Origin of the sequence: Bombella sp. ESL0385 (genome assembly GCF_009725755.1) — a bacterium.
In the GTDB taxonomy this organism is placed as follows: domain Bacteria; phylum Pseudomonadota; class Alphaproteobacteria; order Acetobacterales; family Acetobacteraceae; genus Bombella; species Bombella pollinis.
Genome location: NZ_WNIJ01000001.1, coordinates 440,795 through 466,381, shown reverse-complemented (window position 1 = coordinate 466,381; position 25,587 = coordinate 440,795). Strand labels below are relative to the sequence as shown.

At 55.4% G+C, this 25,587-nt stretch carries 20 protein-coding genes; 14 read left to right on the top strand and 6 right to left on the bottom strand.

The features are described 5' to 3' along the window. Positions 1-9 precede the first annotated feature (9 nt). On the bottom strand, positions 10-975 hold the full coding sequence (locus GM557_RS02215) for a YihY/virulence factor BrkB family protein (RefSeq protein ID WP_155573457.1): 966 nt from the start codon (positions 973-975) through the stop codon (positions 10-12). 62 nt (positions 976-1,037) lie between these two features. Next, the gene (locus GM557_RS02210) at positions 1,038-1,793 is read right to left on the bottom strand and encodes an aspartyl/asparaginyl beta-hydroxylase domain-containing protein (RefSeq protein WP_155572778.1); all 756 of its coding nucleotides are present in this window, start codon (positions 1,791-1,793) and stop codon (positions 1,038-1,040) included. A 342-nt stretch (positions 1,794-2,135) separates the two neighbouring features. Between GM557_RS02210 and GM557_RS02205 the strand changes: the two genes are divergently transcribed. Further along, positions 2,136-3,278 (top strand): type III PLP-dependent enzyme, encoded by a 1,143-nt coding sequence (locus tag GM557_RS02205; protein WP_155572777.1) that lies wholly within the window; start codon positions 2,136-2,138, stop codon positions 3,276-3,278. Here GM557_RS02205 and GM557_RS02200 read toward each other — a convergent pair. Then, positions 3,275-5,092, bottom strand: a complete 1,818-nt coding sequence (locus GM557_RS02200; protein ID WP_155572776.1) for an ABC transporter ATP-binding protein — start codon at positions 5,090-5,092, stop codon at positions 3,275-3,277. The genes GM557_RS02205 and GM557_RS02200 overlap by 4 nt on opposite strands. Positions 5,093-5,222: 130 nt before the next feature. Between GM557_RS02200 and nth the strand changes: the two genes are divergently transcribed. Both nth and GM557_RS02190 read left to right on the top strand, forming a co-directional pair. Next, on the top strand, positions 5,223-5,921 hold the full coding sequence (nth, locus tag GM557_RS02195; RefSeq protein ID WP_230880576.1) for an endonuclease III: 699 nt from the start codon (positions 5,223-5,225) through the stop codon (positions 5,919-5,921). A 104-nt stretch (positions 5,922-6,025) separates the two neighbouring features. Then, positions 6,026-6,970: a glycosyltransferase gene (locus GM557_RS02190; RefSeq protein ID WP_155572775.1), complete on the top strand. Its 945-nt coding sequence runs from the start codon at positions 6,026-6,028 to the stop codon at positions 6,968-6,970. Between the two features lie 4 nt (positions 6,971-6,974). On the opposite strand, the gene GM557_RS02185 is transcribed toward GM557_RS02190, so the two are convergent. After that, positions 6,975-9,206 (bottom strand): ComEC/Rec2 family competence protein, encoded by a 2,232-nt coding sequence (locus tag GM557_RS02185; protein ID WP_155572774.1) that lies wholly within the window; start codon positions 9,204-9,206, stop codon positions 6,975-6,977. A 97-nt stretch (positions 9,207-9,303) separates the two neighbouring features. On the opposite strand from GM557_RS02185, the gene gltX reads away from it, so the two are divergent. From gltX to GM557_RS02140, 9 genes are all read left to right on the top strand, one after another. Continuing rightward, positions 9,304-10,710, top strand: coding sequence for a glutamate--tRNA ligase (gltX, locus tag GM557_RS02180; protein WP_155572773.1), 1,407 nt, complete (start codon positions 9,304-9,306; stop codon positions 10,708-10,710). Continuing rightward, positions 10,707-11,645 carry an aspartate carbamoyltransferase catalytic subunit gene (locus tag GM557_RS02175; RefSeq protein WP_155572772.1) on the top strand — a complete coding sequence of 313 codons (939 nt, stop codon included), beginning with the start codon at positions 10,707-10,709 and terminating at the stop codon, positions 11,643-11,645. The genes gltX and GM557_RS02175 overlap by 4 nt, the downstream gene beginning before the upstream one ends. Further along, entirely contained in the window at positions 11,642-12,919 is a 1,278-nt protein-coding gene (locus GM557_RS02170) for a dihydroorotase family protein (protein ID WP_155572771.1), read from the top strand. The genes GM557_RS02175 and GM557_RS02170 overlap by 4 nt, the downstream gene beginning before the upstream one ends. Then, on the top strand, positions 12,916-13,551 hold the full coding sequence (gene plsY, locus GM557_RS02165) for a glycerol-3-phosphate 1-O-acyltransferase PlsY (protein ID WP_230880575.1): 636 nt from the start codon (positions 12,916-12,918) through the stop codon (positions 13,549-13,551). The genes GM557_RS02170 and plsY overlap by 4 nt, the downstream gene beginning before the upstream one ends. Further along, the gene (gene dprA, locus GM557_RS02160) at positions 13,548-14,789 is read left to right on the top strand and encodes a DNA-processing protein DprA (protein ID WP_155572770.1); all 1,242 of its coding nucleotides are present in this window, start codon (positions 13,548-13,550) and stop codon (positions 14,787-14,789) included. The genes plsY and dprA overlap by 4 nt, the downstream gene beginning before the upstream one ends. A gap of 63 nt (positions 14,790-14,852) precedes the next feature. After that, on the top strand, positions 14,853-17,549 hold the full coding sequence (topA, locus tag GM557_RS02155) for a type I DNA topoisomerase (protein WP_370513444.1): 2,697 nt from the start codon (positions 14,853-14,855) through the stop codon (positions 17,547-17,549). Between the two features lie 166 nt (positions 17,550-17,715). Further along, positions 17,716-19,515 carry a S41 family peptidase gene (locus GM557_RS02150; protein WP_155572768.1) on the top strand — a complete coding sequence of 600 codons (1,800 nt, stop codon included), beginning with the start codon at positions 17,716-17,718 and terminating at the stop codon, positions 19,513-19,515. A gap of 28 nt (positions 19,516-19,543) precedes the next feature. Beyond that, a complete protein-coding gene (locus GM557_RS02145; protein ID WP_155572767.1) occupies positions 19,544-19,888 on the top strand; it encodes a DUF1491 family protein in 345 nt (114 codons plus the stop codon). A 165-nt stretch (positions 19,889-20,053) separates the two neighbouring features. Further along, a complete protein-coding gene (locus GM557_RS02140) occupies positions 20,054-21,199 on the top strand; it encodes an OmpA family protein (protein WP_155572766.1) in 1,146 nt (381 codons plus the stop codon). A 126-nt stretch (positions 21,200-21,325) separates the two neighbouring features. Here the strand turns inward: GM557_RS02140 and GM557_RS02135 are convergent, their stop codons facing one another. Beyond that, positions 21,326-21,898: an Ig-like domain-containing protein gene (locus GM557_RS02135; protein WP_266137515.1), complete on the bottom strand. Its 573-nt coding sequence runs from the start codon at positions 21,896-21,898 to the stop codon at positions 21,326-21,328. A gap of 208 nt (positions 21,899-22,106) precedes the next feature. Between GM557_RS02135 and GM557_RS02130 the strand changes: the two genes are divergently transcribed. Both GM557_RS02130 and GM557_RS02125 read left to right on the top strand, forming a co-directional pair. After that, positions 22,107-22,634 (top strand): hypothetical protein, encoded by a 528-nt coding sequence (locus tag GM557_RS02130; RefSeq protein WP_155572765.1) that lies wholly within the window; start codon positions 22,107-22,109, stop codon positions 22,632-22,634. A gap of 45 nt (positions 22,635-22,679) precedes the next feature. After that, on the top strand, positions 22,680-24,668 hold the full coding sequence (locus GM557_RS02125) for a DNA topoisomerase IV subunit B (protein ID WP_230880613.1): 1,989 nt from the start codon (positions 22,680-22,682) through the stop codon (positions 24,666-24,668). Between the two features lie 48 nt (positions 24,669-24,716). Here GM557_RS02125 and GM557_RS02120 read toward each other — a convergent pair whose 3' ends face one another. Beyond that, complete coding sequence (locus tag GM557_RS02120) at positions 24,717-25,550, bottom strand: aldo/keto reductase (protein WP_155572763.1); 834 nt, start codon at positions 25,548-25,550, stop codon at positions 24,717-24,719. Positions 25,551-25,587 lie beyond the last annotated feature (37 nt).

Genomic DNA, 25,587 nt, shown 5'->3' with positions numbered 1-25,587 from the left:
ACCCTCCTTCTAATCTGCCACCTCTAACTCCTCTTGCTCTTGGTGAACCATCTTCCGATAGCCGCGCTCCTCTAACTCGGCATTTAAGACCGCCCCAAAAAGTACAACATACGCACTAACAAAAAGCCACATCATCACCGCAGCAACAGCCCCTAATGGGCCATAAGTTGCGTTATAGCTTGCAAAATGCGCCACATACCATGAGAACGCTATTGAAACAGCCACCCACAAGATAGTCGCCAAAAAAGCACCGGGGAAAATCCATCGCCACGCCGTCTCCCGCTCACGGCATGGGGCGATGCGATAAAGCACCATCACCGCCGTAAAGACAAAGAACAGCATAATGGCGGGGGCTAACCAATGCACTACTGTAGGTGTCCATTGCTCAAGCAGAAAATGCATAGAAGATGGAAGGGTTTCCATCCCAATCCCTACATACGCCAAATAATGCGGTAAATAATCCACTAAAGCTGGGGCAGCCACCATAAGAGCCAGCGTTAAACACGCCCCAATCACCGCCATAAGGGTCGTCACAAACGCAAGACACTGGAACTCAAAAAAACCACGCGTCTCCTGAGCATGATAAACCAGATTCAAGGCCGAAAGAATGGATTTGCTACTTGCCGTCACCGACCATAACGCCACCAAAACCGAAAAAACGAGCCCTAATGTTAAAGACGAATGAGGTTGCGTAACAAGCGCATGGATCCGGTCAAAGATCATATCATACGCAGCAGGTGGCAAAATATGCTTAATAACATGCAACTGCCCCTCGGCTGTTTGCACATCAAAAGCCAACCCATAAAGGGAGATTAACGCCGTAAGAGCAGGGAACAACGACAATGTCGCATAAAACGCGCACCCTGCTGCACTAAGGGACGTTTGACTATCCCCACTATTATTGAGAACTTGAAGAAAAACAGCCTTCCAGCCTTGCGGTGGCGGTGGGAGAGCATCCTCTTGCATTTCGGTCATATCAGGCACGGAACACACTCTCACTTCTCACACCGCCACACCCCACCTCAGGGGCGTAGAGTTTAGGCTTTCTCCAACTCTGCTTGGATCCGATTCCAACGCTCAATATTATCTTTTGCATCCTTCACAAAAGCGGATTTCTTCACCCCATCGAGGAAGATGCGCTGCATCAACCGCCCTAGGCCACGCGTTGGCCTCTCAAACTGGATGAACAAAATACCGCGTACATCATCCGTATTATTCTGCACTGTGTGGCGATACGTATCGTCAAAGACGAAAACCTTCCCCTCATCCCAATGCAACTTGTCATCTGCGACTTGGATCCAGCAATTATCACGATCTCGTGGAACACCCAAGCCCATATGCGCATTCAACATCCCTTTTGTAACCCCTTTATGCGGTGGAATCTCACCTCCGGGCTCCAAAATAGAGAATAAAGCCGAGCATAAACCGGGTATCCCCGCCACAAGTTGAGCTGTTACTGGAGCTTTTGCACAATTCTCCGGCACTGCAATCCCATATCCGTAAAGAAAAAAGGACTTCCAACGGTTATCAGGTGCAATCCGCCGATGGTCAGGGGATAAATCACGCAAAGCTGGCACACGCTCACGCTCTGCCATAACGGCTTGGAACTCCTTTATCATTAAAGGTGCCGCCGCCTCCAACGCCGCAACCCACGGGAAAAGCTTATTATCCAAATTGGGGGTGTTCGGTACTAAAGAATCTTTTGCAATGAAATTATTAAACCAAGGCCGCAGGGCTTTACCAACCCGCACTAATAAAGGCCGTTTTTTCTTATCTTGCTGATTCGCCGCCATAATAGCCTGCCTCCCAACAAATGATTCACACATTAAAACCGATTAATTTTCTACCAAAATCCCTTCGCAAACGGGAAGGAGGTCTTCCGTCTAGCTGCTCTTCATTACAAACATGTCATGCAAGAGGCTAAGCAATCAAAAAGTCGTTAACATCCTAAAAATATGAAACTTTCCTGCCCTGCATCTCCCCTCACTTAAAAAGAGCATTATAGCAGCCAGCTTATTATCACTTTTTTGTGATTAAGAAGCATCTTTTCATCCCTCCTTTACCCTTTCCCCTTGCATTAAGGCGCAATCTGCGCTTTTGACGCAGCTCCCCCTTCCTAAGAGGATGTGTGTCTTATGACCCCAAAAATCGCCCGCTTCCTCGCTGACCAACAGCCTGCCACACCGTGCCTGGTTGTGGACCTCTCCATTGTGGCAGAGCAATACCAAGCCCTCCATAACGCCCTACCGACAGGACGCATCCATTACGCGGTAAAAGCCAATCCTGCCTCTGCGATTCTTACATGCTTGCACCAACTTGGCTCTTACTTCGACATTGCCTCGCCGGGGGAAATTGACCTCTGCCTCCAAGCGGGCATTCCCGCAGCGAAGCTCTCCTTCGGCCATACCGTAAAAACAGCCCGCTCCATCGCTTATGCACACCAAAAAGGCCTCACCCTCTTTGCCTTTGATTGCCTTGAAGAGCTAGAGAAATTAGCACAGCACGCCCCCGGCTGCTCTGTCTTTTGCCGCCTCGGCGTCCTCAATACCGGGGCAGAATGGCCCTTATCCCGCAAGTTTGGCACAACGGTAGAGCATGCTTTTACCCTCCTCACCAAAGCCCATGCCCTTGGTTTAAAACCCGCTGGCTTATCCTTTCATGTCGGCAGCCAACAGACCCATATCGAGGCTTATGCTGAGGCCATTGCCCAAGCCGCAGAGCTTTATCATCGCCTCGACAAAGAGCAGAATATCACTCTGGATTTCATCAATATGGGGGGCGGCTTCCCCACCTATTACCGCACCCCCATTCCCGCTATCGACCAATTCGGGCAGGCCATCACAACCGCCATGCAAACGCACTTCCCCCGTCACGCCCCGCAGATTCTCTTAGAGCCGGGGCGGTATATGGTCGGCAGTGCCGGGATTGTCCAAACAGAAGTCGTCCTCGCCAGCCATCGCGGTAACCGAGAGGATGAACCTCGCTGGGTGTATCTTGATATTGGCCGTTTTGGCGGCTTAGCCGAGACAGAAGGCGAGGCGATTCGTTATGCCTTCCAAACCCCTTATGATAAGACCAGCACCCACTACTCCCCCTGCATCCTCGCTGGCCCCAGCTGCGATAGTATGGATGTCCTTTACGAGAAAAACCCCGTCCCTCTGCCCGATGAACTCAAAACAGGGGATAAACTCATCATTCTCTCAACAGGGGCTTATGTCTCCACCTATTGCTCCACGGGCTTTAACGGCTTTCCCCCTCTCAAAGAATATTATCTTTAGCCGTGTTCTAAAGACTGTAACGTCACGAGACGATGATACGCCCCCTCTGGGCGGGCCATTAATGTCGTATGGGTGCCATCCTCAATAATCTGCCCCCCCTCAAAGACTAAAATACGGTCCAAATCCCGCACGGTTGCTAGGCGATGAGCCACCACAAGCACCGTGCGTTCAGTCATTAACCGGGCCATAGCCTCTTGCACCAACCGCTCCGATTCAGAATCCAAGCTCGCCGTTGCTTCATCAAAAATCACAATTGGCGCGTTTGTTAAAAAGGCACGCGCAATAGCCACACGCTGCCGCTCCCCACCAGAGAGTTTCACCCCGCGTTCACCCACTAATGTATCATAACCATCCGGCAACTGCGTGATGAACCCATCAGCATTAGCTAAACGGGCCGCCTCCTCAATCGCCTCACGCGGGGCATCAGGCTGCCCATAGGCGATATTCTCAGCCAATGTGCGGTGGAATAACATCGGCTCCTGCGGCACAAGAGCAATCTGCCGGCGCAAACTTTGTTGCGTGACATGGGCAATATCCTGCCCATCAATCAAAATGGCCCCATTCTGCACATCATAAAGCCGTTGCAATAGCCGCGTTAAAGTCGTTTTGCCAGAACCAGACGCCCCCACTAACGCCACACGGCTCCCCGCCGCAATCTTCAATGAAAAATCCCGATAAATCGGCGTCGATTGCGAAGGATAACAAAAGCTGACATCCCGTAGCTCAATCGCCCCATCCGTCACGACCAACGGTACCGCCCCATCAGCATCCTGCACGCCCGGTGCTGTAGCAAAAAGCCCAACAAGCTCCTCCATCTCATTCACCGAGCGTTGCACTTGGCTGACTTGCTGCCCCAAATCCCGCAAATAGCCTTGGATGAGGAACATCATCGTCAACACATAAGCCACATCTCCCGGCCCTGCCGCCCCACGCCACCAAAAGAGAACCGCAAGGCCAATCATCACCACACGCATCAAAAGCGTATAGGACGCCTGAAGATTGGCACTATTGGTTCCCCTATACCAACTATAATAGGTCTTCTCCGCCCATGTCCGGGCTACAGAATGTAAATGTTGCTCCTCACGCTGCTCCGCCCCAAAGCTTTTCACCACAGCATTGCAGGTAATCGCATCACCTAACAGGGCCCCCATTTTGGAATCCCACTCATTCGAGACCCGCGCCGTTGGGGCTACATACCGCAAGGCCAACCAAATGGAGAGGCACGCAAACAGCACGACCATCACCGCCAACACTAACCCCAATAGCGGGGCCCGCACCAGCAGAACAAGCGTTGTGCCCACCAACACCAAAAGCTCCGGGGCAATCAACAAAAGCAACGTGTCATCCAGCGTATCAATGGCCCAAATCCCCCGCGTCACACGCCGCACAACCGAGCCTGCAAAACTATTAGCATGCCAGTCGGAAGAGAAACGCTGCACACGGGCAAAGGCATCATCTAATACCTGACGCATCACCGCTAAACTAAGCTTGCTTATCCCCAAATAGGAGGAACGCCGGCCCATCACCCCCACAAGCCCTAGGACCAATAGCCCACTAACCATCAATAAAGCATCATGCAGCAAAGCCGCACGGCCCCCTTCTGCCGGGGATGGCAGCACCGTGGTGGAAATATCCCCCACTAAACGCCCTGCTAAAAGCGGCGTGCAAATGTCGGCCAATGTAGCCAGCCCCACACCCCCCAATGTCCGCGCTAACATGGCCGGATGCTGCACCCACCGTACCATCACAAAGCGCAGCACCTCGGTAAAAGAGAGCTTCATCCCCTTATGGGGCTTGCTATTTACCTCTGCCATTGGCCACCGCCTCCCTCACCCTTACGTCATCCCTAAGCGTTATCCTTGCTCCTATCACCCGCTTGAAGAACAACGCAACACAGCTTAGGAACAGACCCATCATTCTCACCACGGACTAACCTGACCCCTCATGGCCACATCCCGCACAAAGCCCACCACAACACCAAAGATGAGCCTAAAAGCCGTCCGCGCATTCCTCAACGCCTTAGACAAAGCCCACCCTGATGCACGCAGCGAGCTCATCTACCATAATCATTTCGAGCTCCTCGTCAGCGTCGTCCTCTCCGCTCAAGCCACGGATGTATCTGTCAATAAAGCCACCCGCGCTTTATATGAGAAAGCCCCCGACCCTGCCAGCATGGCCGCTTTAGGGGAAGACGGCATTGCCCATTATATCCGCACTATCGGCCTATGGCGGTCTAAAGCGCATAATGTCGCCCTTCTCTGCCAACAATTACTAGAAAAACACAACGGCCATGTACCCAATAACCGCGAAGCGTTAGAAGCCCTCCCCGGTGTAGGCCGTAAAACCGCCAATGTCGTCCTGAATATCGCTTTTGACCAACCCACCATGGCGGTGGATACGCACATCTTTCGCCTTGGCAACCGCACCGGCCTTGCCCCCGGCAAAACCGTCCGCGCTGTGGAGGATGCCCTCATCGCCCGCATCCCCAAAGAGATGCTCCGCCCTGCTCATCATTGGCTCATCCTCCATGGCCGCTATGTCTGCAAAGCCCGCACGCCAGAATGTTGGCGTTGCCCCGTAACAGAATGGTGCCTTTATAAGGAAAAGAATAAGATTCCTCCCAAATCCAAAACAACCCCATAAAGGGCAAATACGCCATCTCGCCTTATAATGGCTTTATTTTATAGCATAACACTGTAGAAAGGATTTTCTTCTCCCAATTAAAGCCTTATAGCACGAGCTAGAGCATGACCCCGCCCTTGTTGGAAGAAACGGCCATCATATTCGGTGCAGACGGCAACGACCTCTGGCCTACGCTCTGTGCTATCCAATCCGTCATCACACATAACCCCCACACAAAGCTCGATTTTTACATCCTCCACACCGCTATTCCCACAACCCTTCAGCACCTCATCACAGCTCTTTTCCAAACAGAGAGCAGCCAGCTCACCTTCCTTGATGTCGCCCAAAAAGCACAAGCCCTACGCACACATACGCACCCGCGTTGGCAAGCAAGCTGTTTCTATCGGTGCTATCTCCCTGTTTTATTCCGTGAGAAACGCTTCGTCCTTTGGCTTGATAACGCCCTCCTCGTCACCGGCTCACTCGCCCCTCTCCTCCATCGCTTTCCCCAAGAAGCAAGCCTCGGTGCTGTCGTTGACCCTCTCGCTTACATGCTTCAGCGTAATAATGTCCCCCTCCATACCCTGTTGGGCGATGCCCCCGCTGCGGGCCTCCCTGATACGACCCTCGCCCATTACACCAAAGACCATCTTAGCCTCACTCAACCGGAGCATTACTTTAACAGCAATATGCTCCTCCTCCGCCCCCGCTTAATCTCGCCCTCACAAATCAATCGCTGCTTTACCCTCGCAACACGGCCTTACCTTTGCCCCGGCACAGATATTCTTAATCAAGTCTTTCACAATCATGTCCACCTTCTCCCCGAACGATGGAACTTCATGACCGGCAAACTCACAGAAAATCTCTGCCTGCATCTCCCCGAATCATGGAAAAAACAACGTGAGACAGAGCGGCTCCATCGCTGCATCCTCAACTTCCCCGAAGGCGCAAAACCATGGCAAGACCCTGCCCTCCCCGGTGCCAGCCATTATCAACGCCTCTCCACACAGCTTGAAGACCGCCTCAGCCGCCTCGCCCCTACCCTCATCCGCACCTTATGCAGCGGCTAACCCGCTATTCTGCCTTCGCAAATGGGAGAGGGGGCACACCATGAAACCCCATCGGCCCAACCCATAACCGCTCCCCCTGCCACATCCGCGCTGAGATGAACCGCACACCACCACGCCCATCATCATAAACAGCCCAGCTTCCCTCACGCTTTATATCCTCTATGCTCACATGCTGCGCAGCCATACAAAGTGGCTTTTGCTCCCTCACATTCACCTCCAACGCTACATGCGCACAGAGCTGAGATTGCTGAGGCTGCAGCACCTCATCTGCCCCTTCCAGCATACGCCATAAAATGACCTGCCCCGCTTTGAGAGGAACACGACATATTCCCGCCTGACAAAACGGCACCCCCACCCCACGCGCTTGCCATCCCAAAGCCCGTTGCACCTCCTGCCGCACAAGGGGCATCCCTAACCGTCCCTCCACAAGGCGCATCTCCCCCTCTTGCCGCACAGCAAGAGCATGCTCCAACGTTGTAATCACCATCACCGGGCGCGGCACCACCCATACCAAAACAAGGGCTGCCCCTATCATCCCCAGCCCACAAAAACGCGCCATCCCACGCCATAAACATAGCACCGCTAGTCCCAGCAGAAATAACCCCACATCCCACGCAGGAAAGGAAGGCACCGGCCATGAGGCAAACGGCATCGCCGCCACATGCCGTGCCAACCAAGAGATAACCTCAATTCCCCAGCCCATCACACGTAATGCCACAGCCGACAGCCCCAGAGGCATAAGAGCCAAAGCGATCAACCCCGCAGGCATCACCCACAAACCCATCAACGGCACCGCCAGAATATTGGCTAAAACAAACCAAGGCTGAAACGCCCCAAAATACGCCATGCTTAACGGCAAAGTCGCCAACCCCGCTAACAATGAGGTTATCACCAACATAACAACCCCAACTGCCATGCGCCGCCACCAAGGGGGACGCTGCCCCCAAGACCGCCCTACCGGCCTCGCCCCATACCCTCCCAAACGTGCCAAAACCCCACGCAACGGCTCATACCCGGCAATCAACGCCATCACAGCGGCAAAGGACATCTGAAAAGACACATCCAAGACCACAACAGGCGAGGCCACCTCCAACGCTAAAGCCACCAAGGCAAGCCCCCGCAACGAAATCACCCGCCGCCCCAATAAAAAGGCCACAACCCCAAGCCCTGCCATCCCCAAAGCCCGCAACCCCGGTATATGGCACCCCGTCAGCAGCACATAAGCCACACCCGCCCCCAAAGACGCCACAAGGGCTATCTCTCGGCACGGCCAATGGGCTGAAAGACGCTGCGACAAACTCATCCCCCGGCGCAGCAAAACAAACACAAACCCCATCACAAACCCAAGATGCAACCCCGCCACTGCCAATAGATGCGCAAGACCAGAAGCCGCATAATCCTGCCGTGTCTGGGTGGAAATTAACCCCGTCTCCCCACACAACACCGCCGCAGCAATCGCCCCAACCTGACCGGGTAAATAATGTTCAATCTGCCGCGCCACTTGCCCCCGTATCGCCCCCCAACGCCCTCTATCGGCCTGTGCATCATCTACGCGCTCCACTGGCGACAACGCCGTCCCCGTTCCCGCTCGGCCAGAAAACCACGCCGCCCGCTGCCCATCATACCCCCCCGGCCATGAAGGTGCCGTTGGCGCGCGCAACAATGCCCGCACCCGGACAACCTCCCCCGGATTCATATGCTCCACAACCGGTATATCTTTTGCCGGTAAGGTAATCACTAAAGAGCGCGACAACGGGGCCATCCCCTCCCACCAAGGGGAACGAAAGACCGCCCCTTTAATCGTCACCCGCCATGACGCCCCACCCTCCACATGACGCCCTATCACAGGCTCTAAGGCGGCTAAACGCCCCTCAACCACCATAGATTCCAACGGCAAAAGCGGCATGGGTGGTTGCCGCCTCGCTTGAGCGAAAGCTAACAGAAATCCCATTCCTAACGCACATACAGCACTGCCCACACAACAGCCCAACAGCTGCCACCGCGCAGCCCGCTCCGTAACCGCCACCACCCAACGGCTACCCACCAAAAGGGCCAACCCAACAGCCACACCCCCCATTATGGCCACACACAGCCACCAAGGCGGCTCCTCTGGCAAAGCAAAATAGGCCGCAATACCCAGAGCCACCCCGACAGGGAGCCAACAAGCAAGACGACTCCCCTGCCGGGCCAAGCCCGTCACCATCATCGCGCCCGTACCGCCCTGCCTCTTTGCCATAACCTCCCTTTTCTCATGATTAAACTTGCACTAAAGCCCATAATGACACATCGAAGGTCATAGCCCGACACCGCCCAGCATGTTATAAGGCTTGCTCATGAAGATCCGTACCCGTTTTGCTCCCTCGCCCACCGGGCTGCTCCATATCGGCAATGCCCGTGCTGCCCTGTTTAACTATCTTTTCGCCCGCCATCATGGCGGGGAGTTCGTCCTCCGTATCGAAGATACAGACCGCGAACGCTCCACCCAACAGGCTGTAGATGTTATCTTTGAGGGTCTAAAATGGATGGGGCTAGACTGGAACGGCGAACCGACCTTCCAAGCCAGCCGCCAAGACCGCCATGCAGAAGTCGTCGCCCAACTGATGGAAAAGGGCATGGCCTATCGCTGCTATTGCACAGCTGAAGAACTCGCCGCCATGCGCGAAAAAGCCCGTGCCGAAAAACGCCCCCCCCGCTATGACGGCACATGGCGCGACCGCGACCCTGCCGACGCCCCAGAGGGCGTACCTTACGCCATCCGCCTTAAAGCCCCCAAAGAAGGCGAAACCATCATTAAAGACCTCGTCCAAGGGGAGGAGGTCCGCGTAGCCAATGCGGAGATGGATGACCTCATCCTCTTACGCTCCGATGGGACACCAACCTATCTGCTCGCCGTGGTGGTGGATGACCACGATATGGACATCACCCATGTTATGCGCGGCGATGACCATCTCACCAACACCTTCCGCCAAGCCATGATCTACCGCGCCATGGGCTGGAACCTGCCAGAATTCGCCCATCTCCCCCTCATCCACGGGCCAGATGGTGCCAAACTCTCCAAACGTCACGGCGCACAATCGGTTGTGGAGTTCCGGGAGGAAGGCATCCTGCCAGAAGCCCTCTGCAATTATCTGCTCCGCCTCGGCTGGGGCCATGGCGATGCGGAAATATTGGACCGCGAGGAGCAAATCAAACTCTTTGATATTGATGGGATTGGCCGCTCCCCCTCCCGTATGGATTACGTCAAACTCAGCCATCTCAATGGCATTTGGATGCGCCGCGCAAATGATGAGCGTCTAACAGCCCTCGTTATGCAGCGTTTAGCACAACGAGACGACCTCAATCATGATGAGACTGTCCGTGCCCGTGTCCTCGCCCTCATGCCGGGGCTAAAAGAACGCGCCAAAACCGTGGTAGAGCTTGCCGATAACGCCGCTTTTGCTGGCCTGCGCCTGCCGCTCACCCTCACCCCAAAGGCGGAAAAACATTTAGGTGAGGAGGGCAAGAAGGTTCTCGCAGGGTTAGAGACAAGACTCGCTGCACTAGAGCCTTTCACCCCAGAGGGAATCGATAGCACCTTACGCGCCTTCGCCACTGAGCATGAGCTAAAGCTCGGTGCTGTAGCCCAGCCGCTCCGTGCCGCGATGACAGGCACCACAACCTCACCGGGAATCGACCTCACACTCGCCGCCTTAGGGCGGGAGGAAGTCCTCGCCCGTATTCGGAGTGCCCTATCCGCATGAGCCCCACACACCACATCCCCCATCTTCTCGGCATTGAGGGCATGACAGAGAAGGACATCACCCCCTTTCTCGACCTCGCCGAGAGCTATGCCCTGCTTAGTCGCTCCCGCAACGCACCGCGCGATGTGCTCCAAGGCCGTACCGTCATCAATCTCTTCTTTGAGGATAGTACCCGCACGCGCACTAGCTTTGAGCTTGCCGCTAAACGATTAGGGGCCGATGTGGTGAACATGACCGTCGCCACAAGCTCGGTCAATAAAGGGGAAACCCTGCTCGATACCGCTTCCACCCTCAATGCCATGCATTGCGACCTCCTCGTCATCCGCCATGCTCAAAGCGGGGCCCCAGCGTTGCTCTCGCAAAAGGTCGAGGCCAGTGTCGTCAATGCCGGTGATGGCATGCATGAGCATCCCACCCAAGCCCTGCTTGATGGCCTAACCATCCGGCGGCATTTTGGTCGCCTTAGCGGCTTAAAAATCGCCATTTGCGGCGACATCGCCCATAGCCGCGTAGCCCGCTCAGACATTCACCTCCTCCGCGCTATGGGTAATGATATTCACCTCGCTGGTCCCCCAACTCTGCTTCCCAATGCCCTCGGCACGTTGGAAGGCATAACCCTCCACCATAATATTGATGACGCCCTAAAAGATGCTGATGTAGCAATGTGCCTCCGCGTCCAGCGGGAACGCATGGGCAGTGGGCTTGTGCCCAGCGCACGGGAATATTTCTCCCTCTTTGGGTTAGACCGCCGCCGCCTTGCTCTAGCCAAACCCGGCGCACTGGTCATGCATCCCGGCCCCATGAATCGCGGGGTAGAAATCGCCTCCGCTGTTGCCGACTCTCCACAAAGCGTTATCTCTGAACAAGTCGAGATGGGCGTTGCCGTCCGCATGGCTGTTCTTGATCGTCTCTCCCGCATGAAGAATCCCGCATGAGCAGCATCTTTTTCCAAAATGTTCGGCTAATAGACCCCGCCTCCGGGCGCGATAGCATGGGCAGCCTACTCGTCGAGGACGGCCTCATCACCGCCATCGACCCCAAAGATCCTCCCAAAAATGCCCGCCTCATAGAGGGCAATGGTGCCGTCCTCTGTCCCGGCCTTGTCGATATGCGCGCTCGTTTTGATGAGCCGGGGGCAGAATATCGCGAGAATATCGACTCCGGTGCCCAGGCAGCCGTTGCCGGGGGCATTACCACCCTCGCCCTCCTCCCCGATACCGACCCCGCTATTGATAACCCCGCTCTCGTCCATTACATCCGCCGCCGGGGTGAGGAGACAGGCCTTGTCTCCATCCATCCCTACGGGGCCCTCACCAAAGGCTGCGCTGGGGGCGATATGGCCGAGATTGGCTTGCTCAAACAAGCTGGGGCCATTGGCTTCACCGATGGAGCCCGCGCGATTGCCGATACAAAGCAAATGCGCAACCTACTCGCCTATTCTGGCTTTTTAGACACGGTCATCATCTTACATCCAGAGGATCCCTCTCTCGCCAAGGGAGGCTGTGCCACTGCCAGCCCACAAGCGGTCAAAATGGGCCTACCGCAAATCCCCGCCTGTGCCGAGGCTATGATGGTCGCACGCGACCTTCGCCTTGCCGCCCTCACCGGGGCGCGTATCCATTTTAGCCACATCTCCACAGGTGAAGCCCTCAGCCTCATTGCCGCAGCCAAACAACAAGGCATCCGCGTCACCTGCGATACCGCCCCGCCCTATTTCGCCATGACAGAAGCCGATATTGGGGACTTCCGCACCTACGCCAAACTCTCCCCACCCCTCCGGCAAGAGGCTGACCGGCGCGCCATCCTCGCAGGCCTCGCAGATGGCACGATTGATGCCATCGCCTCCGACCACAGCCCCGCAGATGCTGATGATAAACGTCTCCCCTTCGCCCAAGCCCGCGCAGGGGGGACCGGCCTCGTCACCTTGCTCGGCGTCACCCTACAAGCGGGCTTGCCATTGCTGGATGCGCTACGCCTTCTCACCATCGCCCCCGCCCGCCTCTTAGGACTGCCAGCAGGCACTCTCAGCATCGGCGCAGCAGCGGACCTCTGCCTTTTCGCCCCAGAGGAAGAATGGGTCGTTACAGCCGGCAACTTACCCGGCCGTGCCCAAAATACCCCCTTTGATGGCCAAACCCTCAAAGGACGAATCCACCGCACCTTCTATCACGGGCGAGAGGTCTTTACCGCAGAGGGGCTTTCAGCATGAGCAGCCTATTCCACTGGTCCCTCATGCCCCCTAGCCTCCTCGTTATCGCTCTTGCTGCTTACGGGATAGGCAGCATCCCCTTCGGCCTCCTCCTAACCGCCTTAAGTGGCCAAGGCGACATTCGCAAAATCGGCTCCGGCAATATCGGGGCTACCAATGTCCTACGCACAGGTCGCAAAGGCCTCGCCGCCGCAACCCTTCTGCTTGATGCCCTAAAAGGGTTACTCGCCGTCCTACTTGCCCAAGCCCTCTCCCCCCTTAACACCGCCCTTTGCCTCTCCGTGGCTGGGTGTGCTGCTGTGCTTGGCCATTGTTTCCCCCTCTGGCTCGGCTTCCGCGGCGGGAAGGGCGTTGCAACGGGCATCGGCGTCTTTTGGGGCATGTGCTGGCCGGTCGGGCTGCTCTGTACCATCCTATGGCTAGCGGGGGTACGGCTGAGCAGGATTTCCTCTGTCGGTGCGTTGCTTGCCTTTTTATCTGCGCCATTTCTGATGGTTGCTTTCTCGCTAGCCCCCATCCTCTCCGCCCGCCCTATTGCAGCAACCTTCATCACCATTCTTATCCTCTTGCGGCATCATGGTAACATCGCCCGCCTCATTAACGGGACAGAGCCACGCATCGGCCAAAAATGACCACATCTAGCCCCCTTCTGGCGGCCCCCACAGCAGCAGAACGACTCGCCCAAATCCGCCTCGCCCGCACTAAAGGAATCGGCACCGCCACCTTTAGCAAATTGATGGGCCTGTATAGCTCCGCCACACAAGCGATAGAGGCCCTCCCCACTCGTGCCCGTCTGGCAGGCCGCCCCGCCCCCCTCATCCCTTCGCAAACCGCCATAGAGGATGAAATTGCATGGCTTGCCCAGCGCGGTGGTGCCCATCTCCTCCGTTCCGACTCCGCCTATCCACACCTCCTTACCCTTCTTCCCAACGCCCCGATTCTCCTTTTTGCCCAAGGCAACACAGCCCTCCTCTCCTCCCAATCAGTCGCCATTGTGGGCGCGCGTAATGCCTCTAACCCCGCCCTAAAACTCACCGAGCAATTCGCAACAGGCTTAGCAGAATCTGGCATCACGATTATCTCCGGCCTCGCCCGCGGGATTGATGGTGCCGCCCATCGCGGGGCCTTACCCTTCAGACGGACAATCGCCGCCCTCCCCGGCGGGCTAGATGTTACCTACCCGCCCGAACATGCCGCCCTCCAAGCAGACATCGCCCAACAAGGCTGCTTAATTACGGAATATCCCCCCGGCACTGCAGCCAATGCCCGCCATTTCCCACGCCGTAACCACCTCATCGCCGGCCTATCACGCGGCTGCTTGTTAGTTGAGGCCGCCCATCGCTCCGGCACCCTCATCACAGCCCGACTCGCCCTAAACTATAAACGCCTTCTTTTTGCCATCCCCGGCTTCCCGCAGGACCCACGCTCCCGCGGGGGGAACGACCTGCTCCGCCACAATAAAGCCCTCTTGGTGGAGCGTTACCAAGATATCCTAACCCACCTCAATAATACCCCCTTATCAGCCCATAATCCCGCCGCATGGGAGCGACCACCCGCACGGCAAGCCTCCCTCTTTGCACCACCCCCACCGGCACCGCTACCACCGGCAGCAGCAGTATCAACATCACTTGTATCAACGCCGCCCACCTCCCCGCCCCAATCGCCATCCCCCACCATGCCGAACGATAAAAACAACGATTCCGATAAAAAAAATATACTCTCCCTCCTCGCGCATACCCCCTCCACGGTTGACGAGATTGCCTCACGCTGTCAGTTGTCCATCTCAGCAGTTGCAGCCATACTCATTGAGCTGGAGATAAATGGTGCCATCCAACGCCACGAGGACGGCACCCTGACCACTCTCAGCTAACGGGCAACGCCCAACTGCCGAATCGTCAGTTAAGACATCAAAGACCGGGAAAAACTCATGGCCGTGAAGAATGTTGTGGTTGTCGAAAGCCCCGCCAAGGCAAAAACCATCAACCGTTATCTCGGCAGCGACTATACTGTCATCGCCTCATTTGGCCATGTGCGGGACCTCCCTCCAAAAGATGGCAGCGTCCGCCCGGACGAGAACTTCGCTATGTCGTGGCAAACTGATGAGCGCGGCTCCAAGCAAATCACCGCCATTGCCAAAGCCCTCAAAGGGGCGAGCAAACTCATTCTCGCTACCGACCCTGATAGAGAGGGCGAGGCCATCTCATGGCATGTCCGCAGCGCACTAGAGGAAAAGAAACTCCTTAAAGGCATTGAGGTCGAGCGCGTCACGTTTAACGAAATCACCAAAAACGCCATCGCCGCGGCCATGAAGGCCCCCCGCACGCTAGACCGCCCCCTTATTGATGCTTATCTCGCCCGCCGTGCGCTAGATTATCTCGTTGGCTTCACCCTCTCCCCCGTCCTCTGGCGCAAGCTACCCGGCAGCCGCAGTGCAGGGCGCGTCCAATCTGTGGCCCTACGCCTCATCTGCGAACGAGAAGCAGAGATTGAAGTCTTTAAAGCAAAAGAATATTGGAGCGTAGAAGGCCTCTTTACTACACCTAAAAAGGCCGATTTTTCCGCCAAATTAACCCATCTTGAAGGCAAAAAGCTCGACCAATTCGCCCTTCCTGATGAAGCTACAGCCCATAAAGCGCGTGACCTCGTCCGCGCCTCGGCTCTCAGCGTCCGCAAGATTGAGCGCAAACGCACACGCCGCAACCCCGCCCCTCCCTTCACCACCTCCACCCTCCAGCAAGAAGCCTCCCGCAAGCTGGGCATGAGCGCACAAACCACCATGCGCACCGCTCAACAGCTTTATGAAGGGGTGGACCTCAATGGCGAGACGGTCGGCCTTATCACCTATATGCGTACCGATGGCGTTACAATGGCCACAGAGGCAGTACAAGCCATCCGCTCCCATATCAACACAGCTTTCGGCAAGGATTACTGCCCCGCCAAACCCCGCTCTTACGCCACAAAAGCCAAAAACGCACAGGAAGCCCACGAGGCCATCCGCCCCACCGATGTATCTCGCACGCCCGATGCCGTTGCTGCCGTCCTCACAGCGGACCAAAAACGCCTTTATGAGCTGATTTGGAAGCGTTCTGTCGCCTCTCAAATGCAATCGGCAGAACTCGACCAAACAGCCATTACCATCGGCGATAATACCGACCAAACCCTCCTGCGTGCTACAGGCTCCATCATCGCCTTTGATGGTTTTTTAAAACTCTATATCGAAGGCCATGACGATAAAGACAAAAACAACGATGACGACCAAAATCGCCTCCTCCCCGCGATGGCAGAAGGCGACTCGCTAAACACAAAAGACGTCAAAGCCGAGCAACATTTCACCCAACCACCACCGCGCTACTCCGAGGCCTCTCTCGTTAAAAAAATGGAAGAAATCGGCATCGGTCGCCCTTCCACCTATGCGTCCATCCTCAGCGTCCTGCGCGACCGCAACTATGTCCGTCTCGAGGCCCGCCGCTTTATCCCAGAGGATCGCGGTCGGCTCGTTACCGCCTTCCTCACCTCCTTCTTCCAACGCTATGTCGATACAGGCTTCACCGCCTCGCTTGAGACGCAACTTGATGATATTTCCGATGGTCGAGCCGATTGGCATGATGTCATGTCCGCGTTCTGGCAGGACTTCTCCGCAACCGTTGCCAAAACAAAAGACCTCAAAATCTCCGATGTAATTGATGCGTTGGATCAAGACCTCGGCAATCATTTCTTCCCCCCCCGCCCAGATGGCAGCGACCCGCGCCATTGCCCTTCCTGCACGGATGGGCGGCTCGGCCTCAAATTAGGGCGTCATGGGGCCTTCCTTGGCTGCTCCAACTATCCAGAATGTCGCACCACACGGCCTCTCACCGTTGATAATGGCGAGGACACCGCCCTCCCCGATGGGATGCGCCTGCTCGGCCATGACCCCGCCACTGGGGAGGACATCACCCTCCGCCGTGGCCCTTACGGTCTTTATGTCCAACGTGGCGAACCCGACCCAGAGGATAAAAAAGCCAAACCTAAACGCGCCACCATCCCCAAAGACCGCAACGGAGAGGAACTCACCCTTAAAGAAGCCATCGGCCTCCTCTCCCTCCCTCGCGAGGTTGGCCCCCATCCAGAAACAGGCGAAATGATCACCGCAGGCTTAGGCCGCTTCGGACCTTTCGTAAAAATGGGCAGCATTTATGGCACGCTCAGCAAAGATGATGACGTCCTCACCATTGGGCTCAATCGCGCTGTCGATGCCTTAGCCAAAAAACTCGCCTCTATCCGTACATTAGGCACACACCCCAAGGATGGCGAGGCTGTTATAGTCCGCAAAGGCCGATTCGGCCCCTATGTACAGCATGGGCAACTCATCGCCACCCTCCCTAAAGGGGATTCAATGGATGATATTACCCTAGAAGAAGCCCTCGCCTTATTGGATGAAAAAGGCAAACCCCTAAAGGGCGGGCGCAAAACAGCTACAAAAAAGACTACCACCAAAAAAACAACCACGAAAAAAACCACAACAACCGCTAAGAAAAAAGCACCCGCCAAAAAAGCGAGTGCTTCTAGTACAACGACAAAACGCAAGGCAAGTACGCCTAAAACCAAAACCCCCACAACACCCCTAAGCGAAGACGATATGCCTTTTTAACTTTCCTTCTATAAAGAATACCGCATAATAGGAGAGAGACCCTCTAAGTACCCCTTGGAGAAACCCTCTCTCCCTACTTAGTAGGCCTCATCTGTTGCGCCTCTTGCAGGCTGCAGCGTATCCCTCACCTCCAGCCCCCTTTCACCCTTATGTAGCATCGCCTCATATGATGTCAGCCCGTTGCCTGCGCTCCCTTTTGATGCCCCCGGCACTGCTTACCCTGTGCGGGACTTTATTCACAGCAGGATTAACAAGCTCAGCCTCTGCACAGGCGGCATCCTCTAATTTTTGGCGTCACTTCATCCAACGCCTCACACCAGACGCCCAGACACACCCACATATATCCTCACAAAAAACGCCTTCGTCCCCTCTAAGCTCCCCCGCGCCTGCTATAACACCACCCCCTCCTCCCATCACTCTGGATGCGGAAGACCAACAAACACAACAAACACTCGCCGCTGCCCTTACCTTCATGATGCCGCGGCTACTCACACCTCAAACCCCACAGAATCTATGCCTCTGGGGAATGCACGCCCTTGTTAAAGCCTCCTCTCCTCTTACAGCTCACATCAATCTCACCCTCACGATAGAGCCTACCTCCCACACAACCCCCTCCCATCTCACGCTCTTTTATGGCTCTCAACGACTATTAGACGAGCCTACTCCCCATGAAGATGACATCCTCGGCTGGAGCCAACTCAGCACGCGCTTCATCGCGACCCTACGTCATAGCCTCCCCAATCTCTATCCTTATAAGGATGAAGCCTGCCTAACCCTTTTCCTCAATGGGCTGCTCACCCAACTAGACCCCTATTCTCGCTACCAACCGCCTACACACACCACATCTCCTCCAACACCTCCCCAAACCATTATAGCCAGCGTGGGCCTCACACTCCGTCAATCACACGCACACTTCCCCGCTGTTGCGGCTATCAACCTCAATAGCCCGCTATGGGATGCTGGCATCACACCCGGCGATAGGCTCATCAGCATCAACCATCACAGCACCCGCAACACCCCATTAAAAGACCTTCAAAAAGCCCTTACCGGGCCAAAAGGGAGCACCATACAGCTAAGCTTCCGCCTCCAAGATGGCCAAAAACTCACCCGTAATTTCACCCTCTCTCTTATGGGGGAAGAAAGCGTCTTCCCAGACCATATCGGCCACCTTCCCCTCCTGCATGTAACGCAGTTTTTGCCTCACACCGCCGAGGAAATCAGCCAATATCTCTCCGCCTTTTTCCCTCCGACAACCTTAGAGGGTGACCTTCCCCACGCCTCCCCGCCAAAAACACACATCCCCTCCCATCCCGGCCTTGTGCTAGACCTGAGAGGAAATCACGGCGGCATCCTCCAACAAGCCGTTATGACCGCCGCCCTCTTTTTAGATCACGGCGTTATTACCACAACGGACGGCCGCGCTCCTGAATCCAACCATGTATGGAGCATCCAAGGCGGAGACCTCACCAACAACACAGCCCTCGCCCTTTTAGTCGATAAAAATACAGGCAGTGCGGCCGAGGTCCTCGCCGCCGCCTTGGCAGACCACCACCGTGCCATCATTATTGGCAGCTCAAGCTTTGGCAAAGGTATGGTTCAGATTTCCACCACACTACCTAATGGGGGCCATCTTGCCCTCTCATGGGCACGGCTGAACGCCCCCCAAGGGTGGAGTTTACAAGGGCTTGGGGTCATTCCCTCTATCTGCACCACCCCACAAAGCCATTATTCTCTCAAAGCCCAATTCTCTGCTTTGCAAGAAGGGCACTCCCTAATGGCCACGACCCTACAACAAGCACATCTCATCCATGAGGATAGTCCAGCCGATACACGCCTTGCCCTCCGCGCTATTTGCCCCCCCTCTCCCCCCACAATAACCGACCTCTCCACCGCCCTCACTGTACTCTCTAAGCCGCATTTTTATCAGGCTGCCCTATTCAGCACCCCCACCATAAACGCTCCCTAACCCCCTCCATTGCAGAAAGAAACTCCCCATGGTCCACGGTCTTAAATCCGGCTTTTGGATACGCGCCACATTACGCCGCCTCAACCAAAATGGCCTCATCGCCGTTATTGCCCATAAAGGCGATGAAGATGCTGGCAGCATCTTTATCATCCTCACCGCCAGGGACGGCCAAACCGCCATTTTACAAGAAGATGATACAAGTTGGCATCGCCATAATTTCACAGCCACCGCCACAGAATCTACCCTACAACAAGCAATGCACTATCTCGAACGCCAAAAACGCTTTGACCCTGACCTCTGGATTATCGAGATTGATGTCCCCGACATCACCCACCCCCTAGAAAAAGAACTCGGCACCCGGCGTATCCACTAAACAAACAACCTTGTTCACAAACGCCACAGCCACCAACCTGTAACCAATAGGCCACATTTCCTCTCATTCGATGCGGCCAAATGCTACTATGGCCAGTTCCTCCATTGCTTTTGCCTCCATTTTCAGAGAAAAGAATAACCATCTGTCTGGTTGGAGAGTAATTACATGACTGCACGCACCTCCATTACATCACTGCTGGCCCGTGGTGCCTGTGCCGCCTGCCTGTCAGCCATGGCGTTTGGTGCGGCAAAAGCGCAACCCGTCCGCGGCCTCTATGTTGCTGGAGCCGCTGGAGCAAGCTTCAACCAATCACAGACAGTCAACCCACATACAAAGCTCTTTCCCCATGGTCGTGATGATTATACGACAGGCATCACCGGCCTCGGTAGCATCGGCTGGGGGCTAGGCAACGGTTTCCGTGTGGAAGTCGAAGGGAACTACCGTAATAACCGTCTCTCCCGCTTCCACTCCCCCGGCTTCAGCTCCACCGCTCACGGCCATCAGCAAAAATATGGCGGCATGGCGAACGCCTTATTTGATATGGATATCGGCCAGAATTGGATTTACCCCTATTTCGGCTTTGGTATTGGCTATGCACGGCAATTCACAAACACCACCATCCAAGGGACAGGAGCCAATAAAGGCTTCCGTCAGCGTGTAGATGATGGTGCTAACGGCTTTGCTTACCAAGGTATCTTCGGGACATCCCTCCCTATCCCGTGGGTCGTTGGCCTTTCCACCACGATGGAATATCGCTTCTACACTATTACGGGCCATCACCGTCATTATGCAGAAGCGAGCTATAACATCGCCAATACAAATAGCGGTCCTGTAGGCGGCCGCCGTAGCAGCCGGACTGACTTCAACCACTCTTTAATGCTTGGCTTGCGGTATGAGTTCAACCCGGCCCCCCCACCGCCCAAACCAACACAAACCATTGCTGCCCCAGCCCCTGCCCCCATTCGCACCTATCTTGTCTTTTTCGATTGGGACCGCGATACATTATCCGACCGCGCCCGCTCAATCGTAGAGACCGCCGCGCGTAACTCTACTTCCGCGCAATTTACTCGCATCCAAGTAAATGGCCATGCCGATTCCTCTGCCGTTCACCCCGGCAGCAAAAAAGCGAGCAGCTACAACATGGCCCTTTCGCTACGCCGTGCCCAAAGCGTCAAAGCGGAGCTGATTCGTGATGGTGTTCCCTCTGGGGTAATCGACATCCATGGCTATGGCGATACCCAACCGCTCGTCTCCACACGTCCCGGTAAAGCAGAACCACAAAACCGCCGTGTGGAAATCGACTTCCAGTAACATTCCCTATCAATATTCTCTCTAACAAAGAAACCGGCATAGCCACACACTATGCCGGTTTCTTTATAGTCACCTAACTAATTTATATGCGGATGAAGCCCTACAAACCTCCATCCGCATAATCTCTTACTTCTTCACGTTAGGTTGTGCTGCCTTAGTGACCGCTTTATGGGCCACAACGCGCCTCTTATGCGCGACAACCACAGATTTTTTACTCACCTCCCCAGCAGCTACAGCGGCAACACCAGCAGGTTGCTCAACATGCACCTGCACTGCCACCATACGGCGCGGTTGTGCATGAGCAGGGATTAACTCCACAGAGAAGGAATCATCCCCCTTATAATCCACCGCAGGCGTATATTCGACATAAGTCCGGTTATCATAGCTATAGAGAAAAACCTTCCCATGCTCTGGGGCCGGCACTACCCCAAAGGAAACATAGCTCCCACCACCACCTTTACTGACAGCAAAGGGGCACATACCCCCATCACCTGCCAGCACGGTCATCGTCACACTCATCCGCCCTGTAGCATCTGTCTGTAAAGGCGACACCTCACACCGCGCCGCCCGTTTCTCATTCGCAAAAGGATTCGGTAGCATCGCCGTCTCTGATGTCCGTGATTGATTCCCCGCACATCCACTAAAAGCGAGCAAAGCCGCCCCCATCAATCCTTTTAATAAAACGCTATTACGCTGCACAGCACACTCCTTCAAAACACATCACTATCCAAGGCCCCATCAGAGATATCCCCTCATGTGGCAGATTCGCACCGGCACGATACGCTCTCAACGCACTCATGAGAATGCAATCTCGTATATTTCTTTCCTCCCTCCTACCACCAAAGGGGCAGACTTTCCCCCAAGAGCATGATAAGAGGCGAAAGACCTGTTTGCGGGAGTTTTCTAAATGTCTCTTCTGTTTCGCCGCCTAGCCTTTCTTAAAACAGGGCTAGCTCTTTCTACTGCGTTACTCTGTTCCGGCTTGCCCGCAGCTTATGGGGCTGCCTGCCACACATCAGAGGCAGACCACTCAGCCTTTAATCTTGCTGGCCTCAAATCCGAGCTCATGGTCACAGCTCTCTCCTGCCATACGCAAGATCGCTATAACCAATTCATCACCCGCTTCCTCCCCATCCTTACTGAATCAGAAAAACACCTCGATTCCTATTTCCGCCGTACCTTTGGCAGCCAAGCTCAAAGAAAGCACGATGATTACATCACCCAGCTTGCTGATGTACAATCACTCGGCGGCCTCAAATCAGGCACAGCCTTCTGCGCCCAGCGCGTCCCTATGTATGATGAGGTTGATGCCCTAGACGATTCAAGCTCCGATCTCGCCCATTATGCCGAGGCTAAAGACATCGCCCAACCTGCCTCTTACGAGAGTTGCACCGCCCCCAGTGCCCCTCATCGTACCCGCACCCGCCGCCGCTAGGACATCCACACACATCATCTAAAACAGGACCACAGAATGGCCGATATGTTCGGACAGGACGAGCTACCCAGCCCCTCCAACCCCTCATCTCCTCATACATATGATGCCGAGTCTATTGAAGTTCTCGAAGGGTTAGAGCCTGTCCGCCGTCGCCCCGGCATGTATATCGGCGGCACAGATGATACCGCCTATCATCACCTCGCTTCTGAAATCATCGATAACGCTATGGATGAAGCCGTAGCAGGCCATGCAACGCTTATCGAGGTCCATCTCGAAGACGCCCATACCCTGATGGTCCGCGATAATGGACGCGGCATCCCCACCGATCCTCACCCTCGCTTCCCAGAAAAATCCGCCCTAGAGATCATTTTCACTACCCTCCATGCTGGTGGTAAGTTCTCTGGTAAATCCTACGCTACCTCTGGCGGCTTGCATGGTGTGGGCAGCTCTGTTGTCAATGCCCTCGCCTCCCATTTAGAGGTAGAAGTCTATCGCAACCGCAAAGGCTGGCGACAAACCTTCTCACGCGGCCACACCACCAGCACGCTAGAAAATACCAAACCCGCTATCAAACGCGGCACTATGGTCCGCTTCACCCCCGATAGCGAGATTTTCGGCCCCCTCCATTTTTCACCCCAACGCCTTTACCGCCAATGCCAAGTTAAAGCCGCCCTTTTTCATGGTGTGAGCATCTCATGGTCTTGCGCAGCAGACCTCCTCAAGGGGGAAAACGCCCCGCCTGCCCATACTGTCATCTCCTACCCTAATGGGCTAGAAGACGCCCTGAAAGATGACCTCGGCTCCACCCCTTCTCTGCTAACCCCCCTTTGGGCTGGCCAAGCCGACCTCCCCATCGCCGCAGATGGCCAACCCGGCGGCCGTGTCGAATGGGCCATCGCCTTTTTAGACCAAGGCAGCAGCACCCTCATCTCCTACTGCAACACCATCCCCACCCCCCAAGGCGGCACGCATGAAAATGGCCTCCGCGCTGCCCTTGTCAAAGGGTTTCGCAACTGGGGCGACCAACGCAAAATCCGCCGCTCCAACGCCATTACAGCCGAGGATATTCTCGGCACCATCAATGCCCGCCTCTCTGTCTTTATCCGTAACCCCCAATTCCAAGGCCAAACGAAAGACCGCCTCACCACACAAGAAGCCAGCCGCTTGGTGGAAGGTGCCCTGCGCGACCGCATCGACCATTGGCTCGGTGGCAATCCCCAGCAAGCTGATAACCTCGTCAGCTATATTGTTGAACGCGCTGAAGAACGCCTCCGCCGCCGTGAAGCTCGTGAGACAACACGCAAAACCGCCACGCGCCGCCTACGCCTCCCCGGCAAATTAACCGACTGCTCCCGCAGCAACGCCCATGAGACCGAGCTTTTCCTTGTTGAGGGGGAATCCGCCGGTGGTTCCGCCCGCCAAGCGCGCGATAGAGAAACACAAGCCGTCCTCCCCCTACGCGGCAAGATTCTCAATGTCGCCTCCGCCACGCAAGAAAAACTCCGCACCAATACCGAGCTACGCGACCTCATCGAGGCCATGGGCTGCGGCTTTGGCAAAACATTAGACCTCTCCAAACTCCGCTATGGCCGCATCATCATCATGACAGATGCCGATGTCGATGGTGCCCATATCGCTTCCTTATTGATGACCTTCTTCTTCCGCGAGATGCCCGACCTCGTCCGGCAAGGCCATCTTTACCTCGCCCAACCCCCTCTTTATCGCCTCACTCATGGCAGCAAAACCATCTACGCCATGGATGATCTCGACCGCGACCGCCGTCTAAAAACAGACTTTAAGCCTAACGCTAAGGTCGAAATCTCTCGCTTTAAAGGCCTTGGAGAAATGCCCGTCTCCGACCTTAAAGAAACCACCATGTCACCCACACGCCGCACCCTGTTGCGCGTTACCGTCCCCACGGAGGAGAACCTCCTCACGCGCAACCGCATCGAAAGCCTCATGGGTCGCAAGCCGGAACTTCGCTTCCAGTTCATTCAAGAACAAGCCCGCTCTGTCGAGCTTTTGGACATCTAACTCCTCACTAAAAAGGGCGTCCCCTTATTGAAGGAACGCCCTCCCCGCTTAAAATACCGGATGAGCCGGGTCCGCTCCCATCCGCCCATCAGAGCGGTCAAGCGTCCGTATCGCCGCCATTTCATCGGCTGTCAAAACAAAGTCAAACAACGCCACATTCTCTGCCATTCGCTCCCGATGCACCGATTTAGGGATGACAATAACCTCATTCTGCAAATGCCACCGCAGAATCACTTGGGCAGGGCTTTTATGATGCCGCTTCGCAATACGGCCAATCACCTCATTATCTAACACCGTCCCCTTCCCCAAGGGCCGCCATGCCTCTGTCTGAATCCCAACCTCTTTATGGAAAGCCCGCAACGCCTCTTGTTGAAACACAGGATGAATCTCAATCTGATTCACTGCGGGGACAACACCCGTCTCCTCAATAATCTTCTGGAGATGGTCTTTCTCAAAATTAGAAACCCCAATAGAGCGCACACGCCCTTGCTTTTTCAGCTCAATCAAAGCCTTCCATGTCTCTACATATAAACCCTGCTGCGGCATCGCCCAATGGATGAGATATAAATCCACGACATCACGTTTTAATAAACGCGCACTCTCATCAAAAGCCCGCAAGGTCGCATCATAACCCTGCTCATCATTCCATACTTTCGTTGTCACGAAGATATCAGGATGATCACGCAAACCATCCCCAACACCCGCCTCATTGCGGTAAAGCCGCGCTGTATCAACGGCCTTATACCCAACATCAATCGCCGTCTTTACCACCTCAGCCGTTTTATCCGGCGGTGTTTCCCACACACCAAGGCCAATCCACGGCATCGTCTGCCCATCATTCAGCGTAACACGCGCCGCCGCATTTTTTGGGAACTCACTCATAAGCCCCTCCCTTCTAAGGATTCGCCACCATGACTAG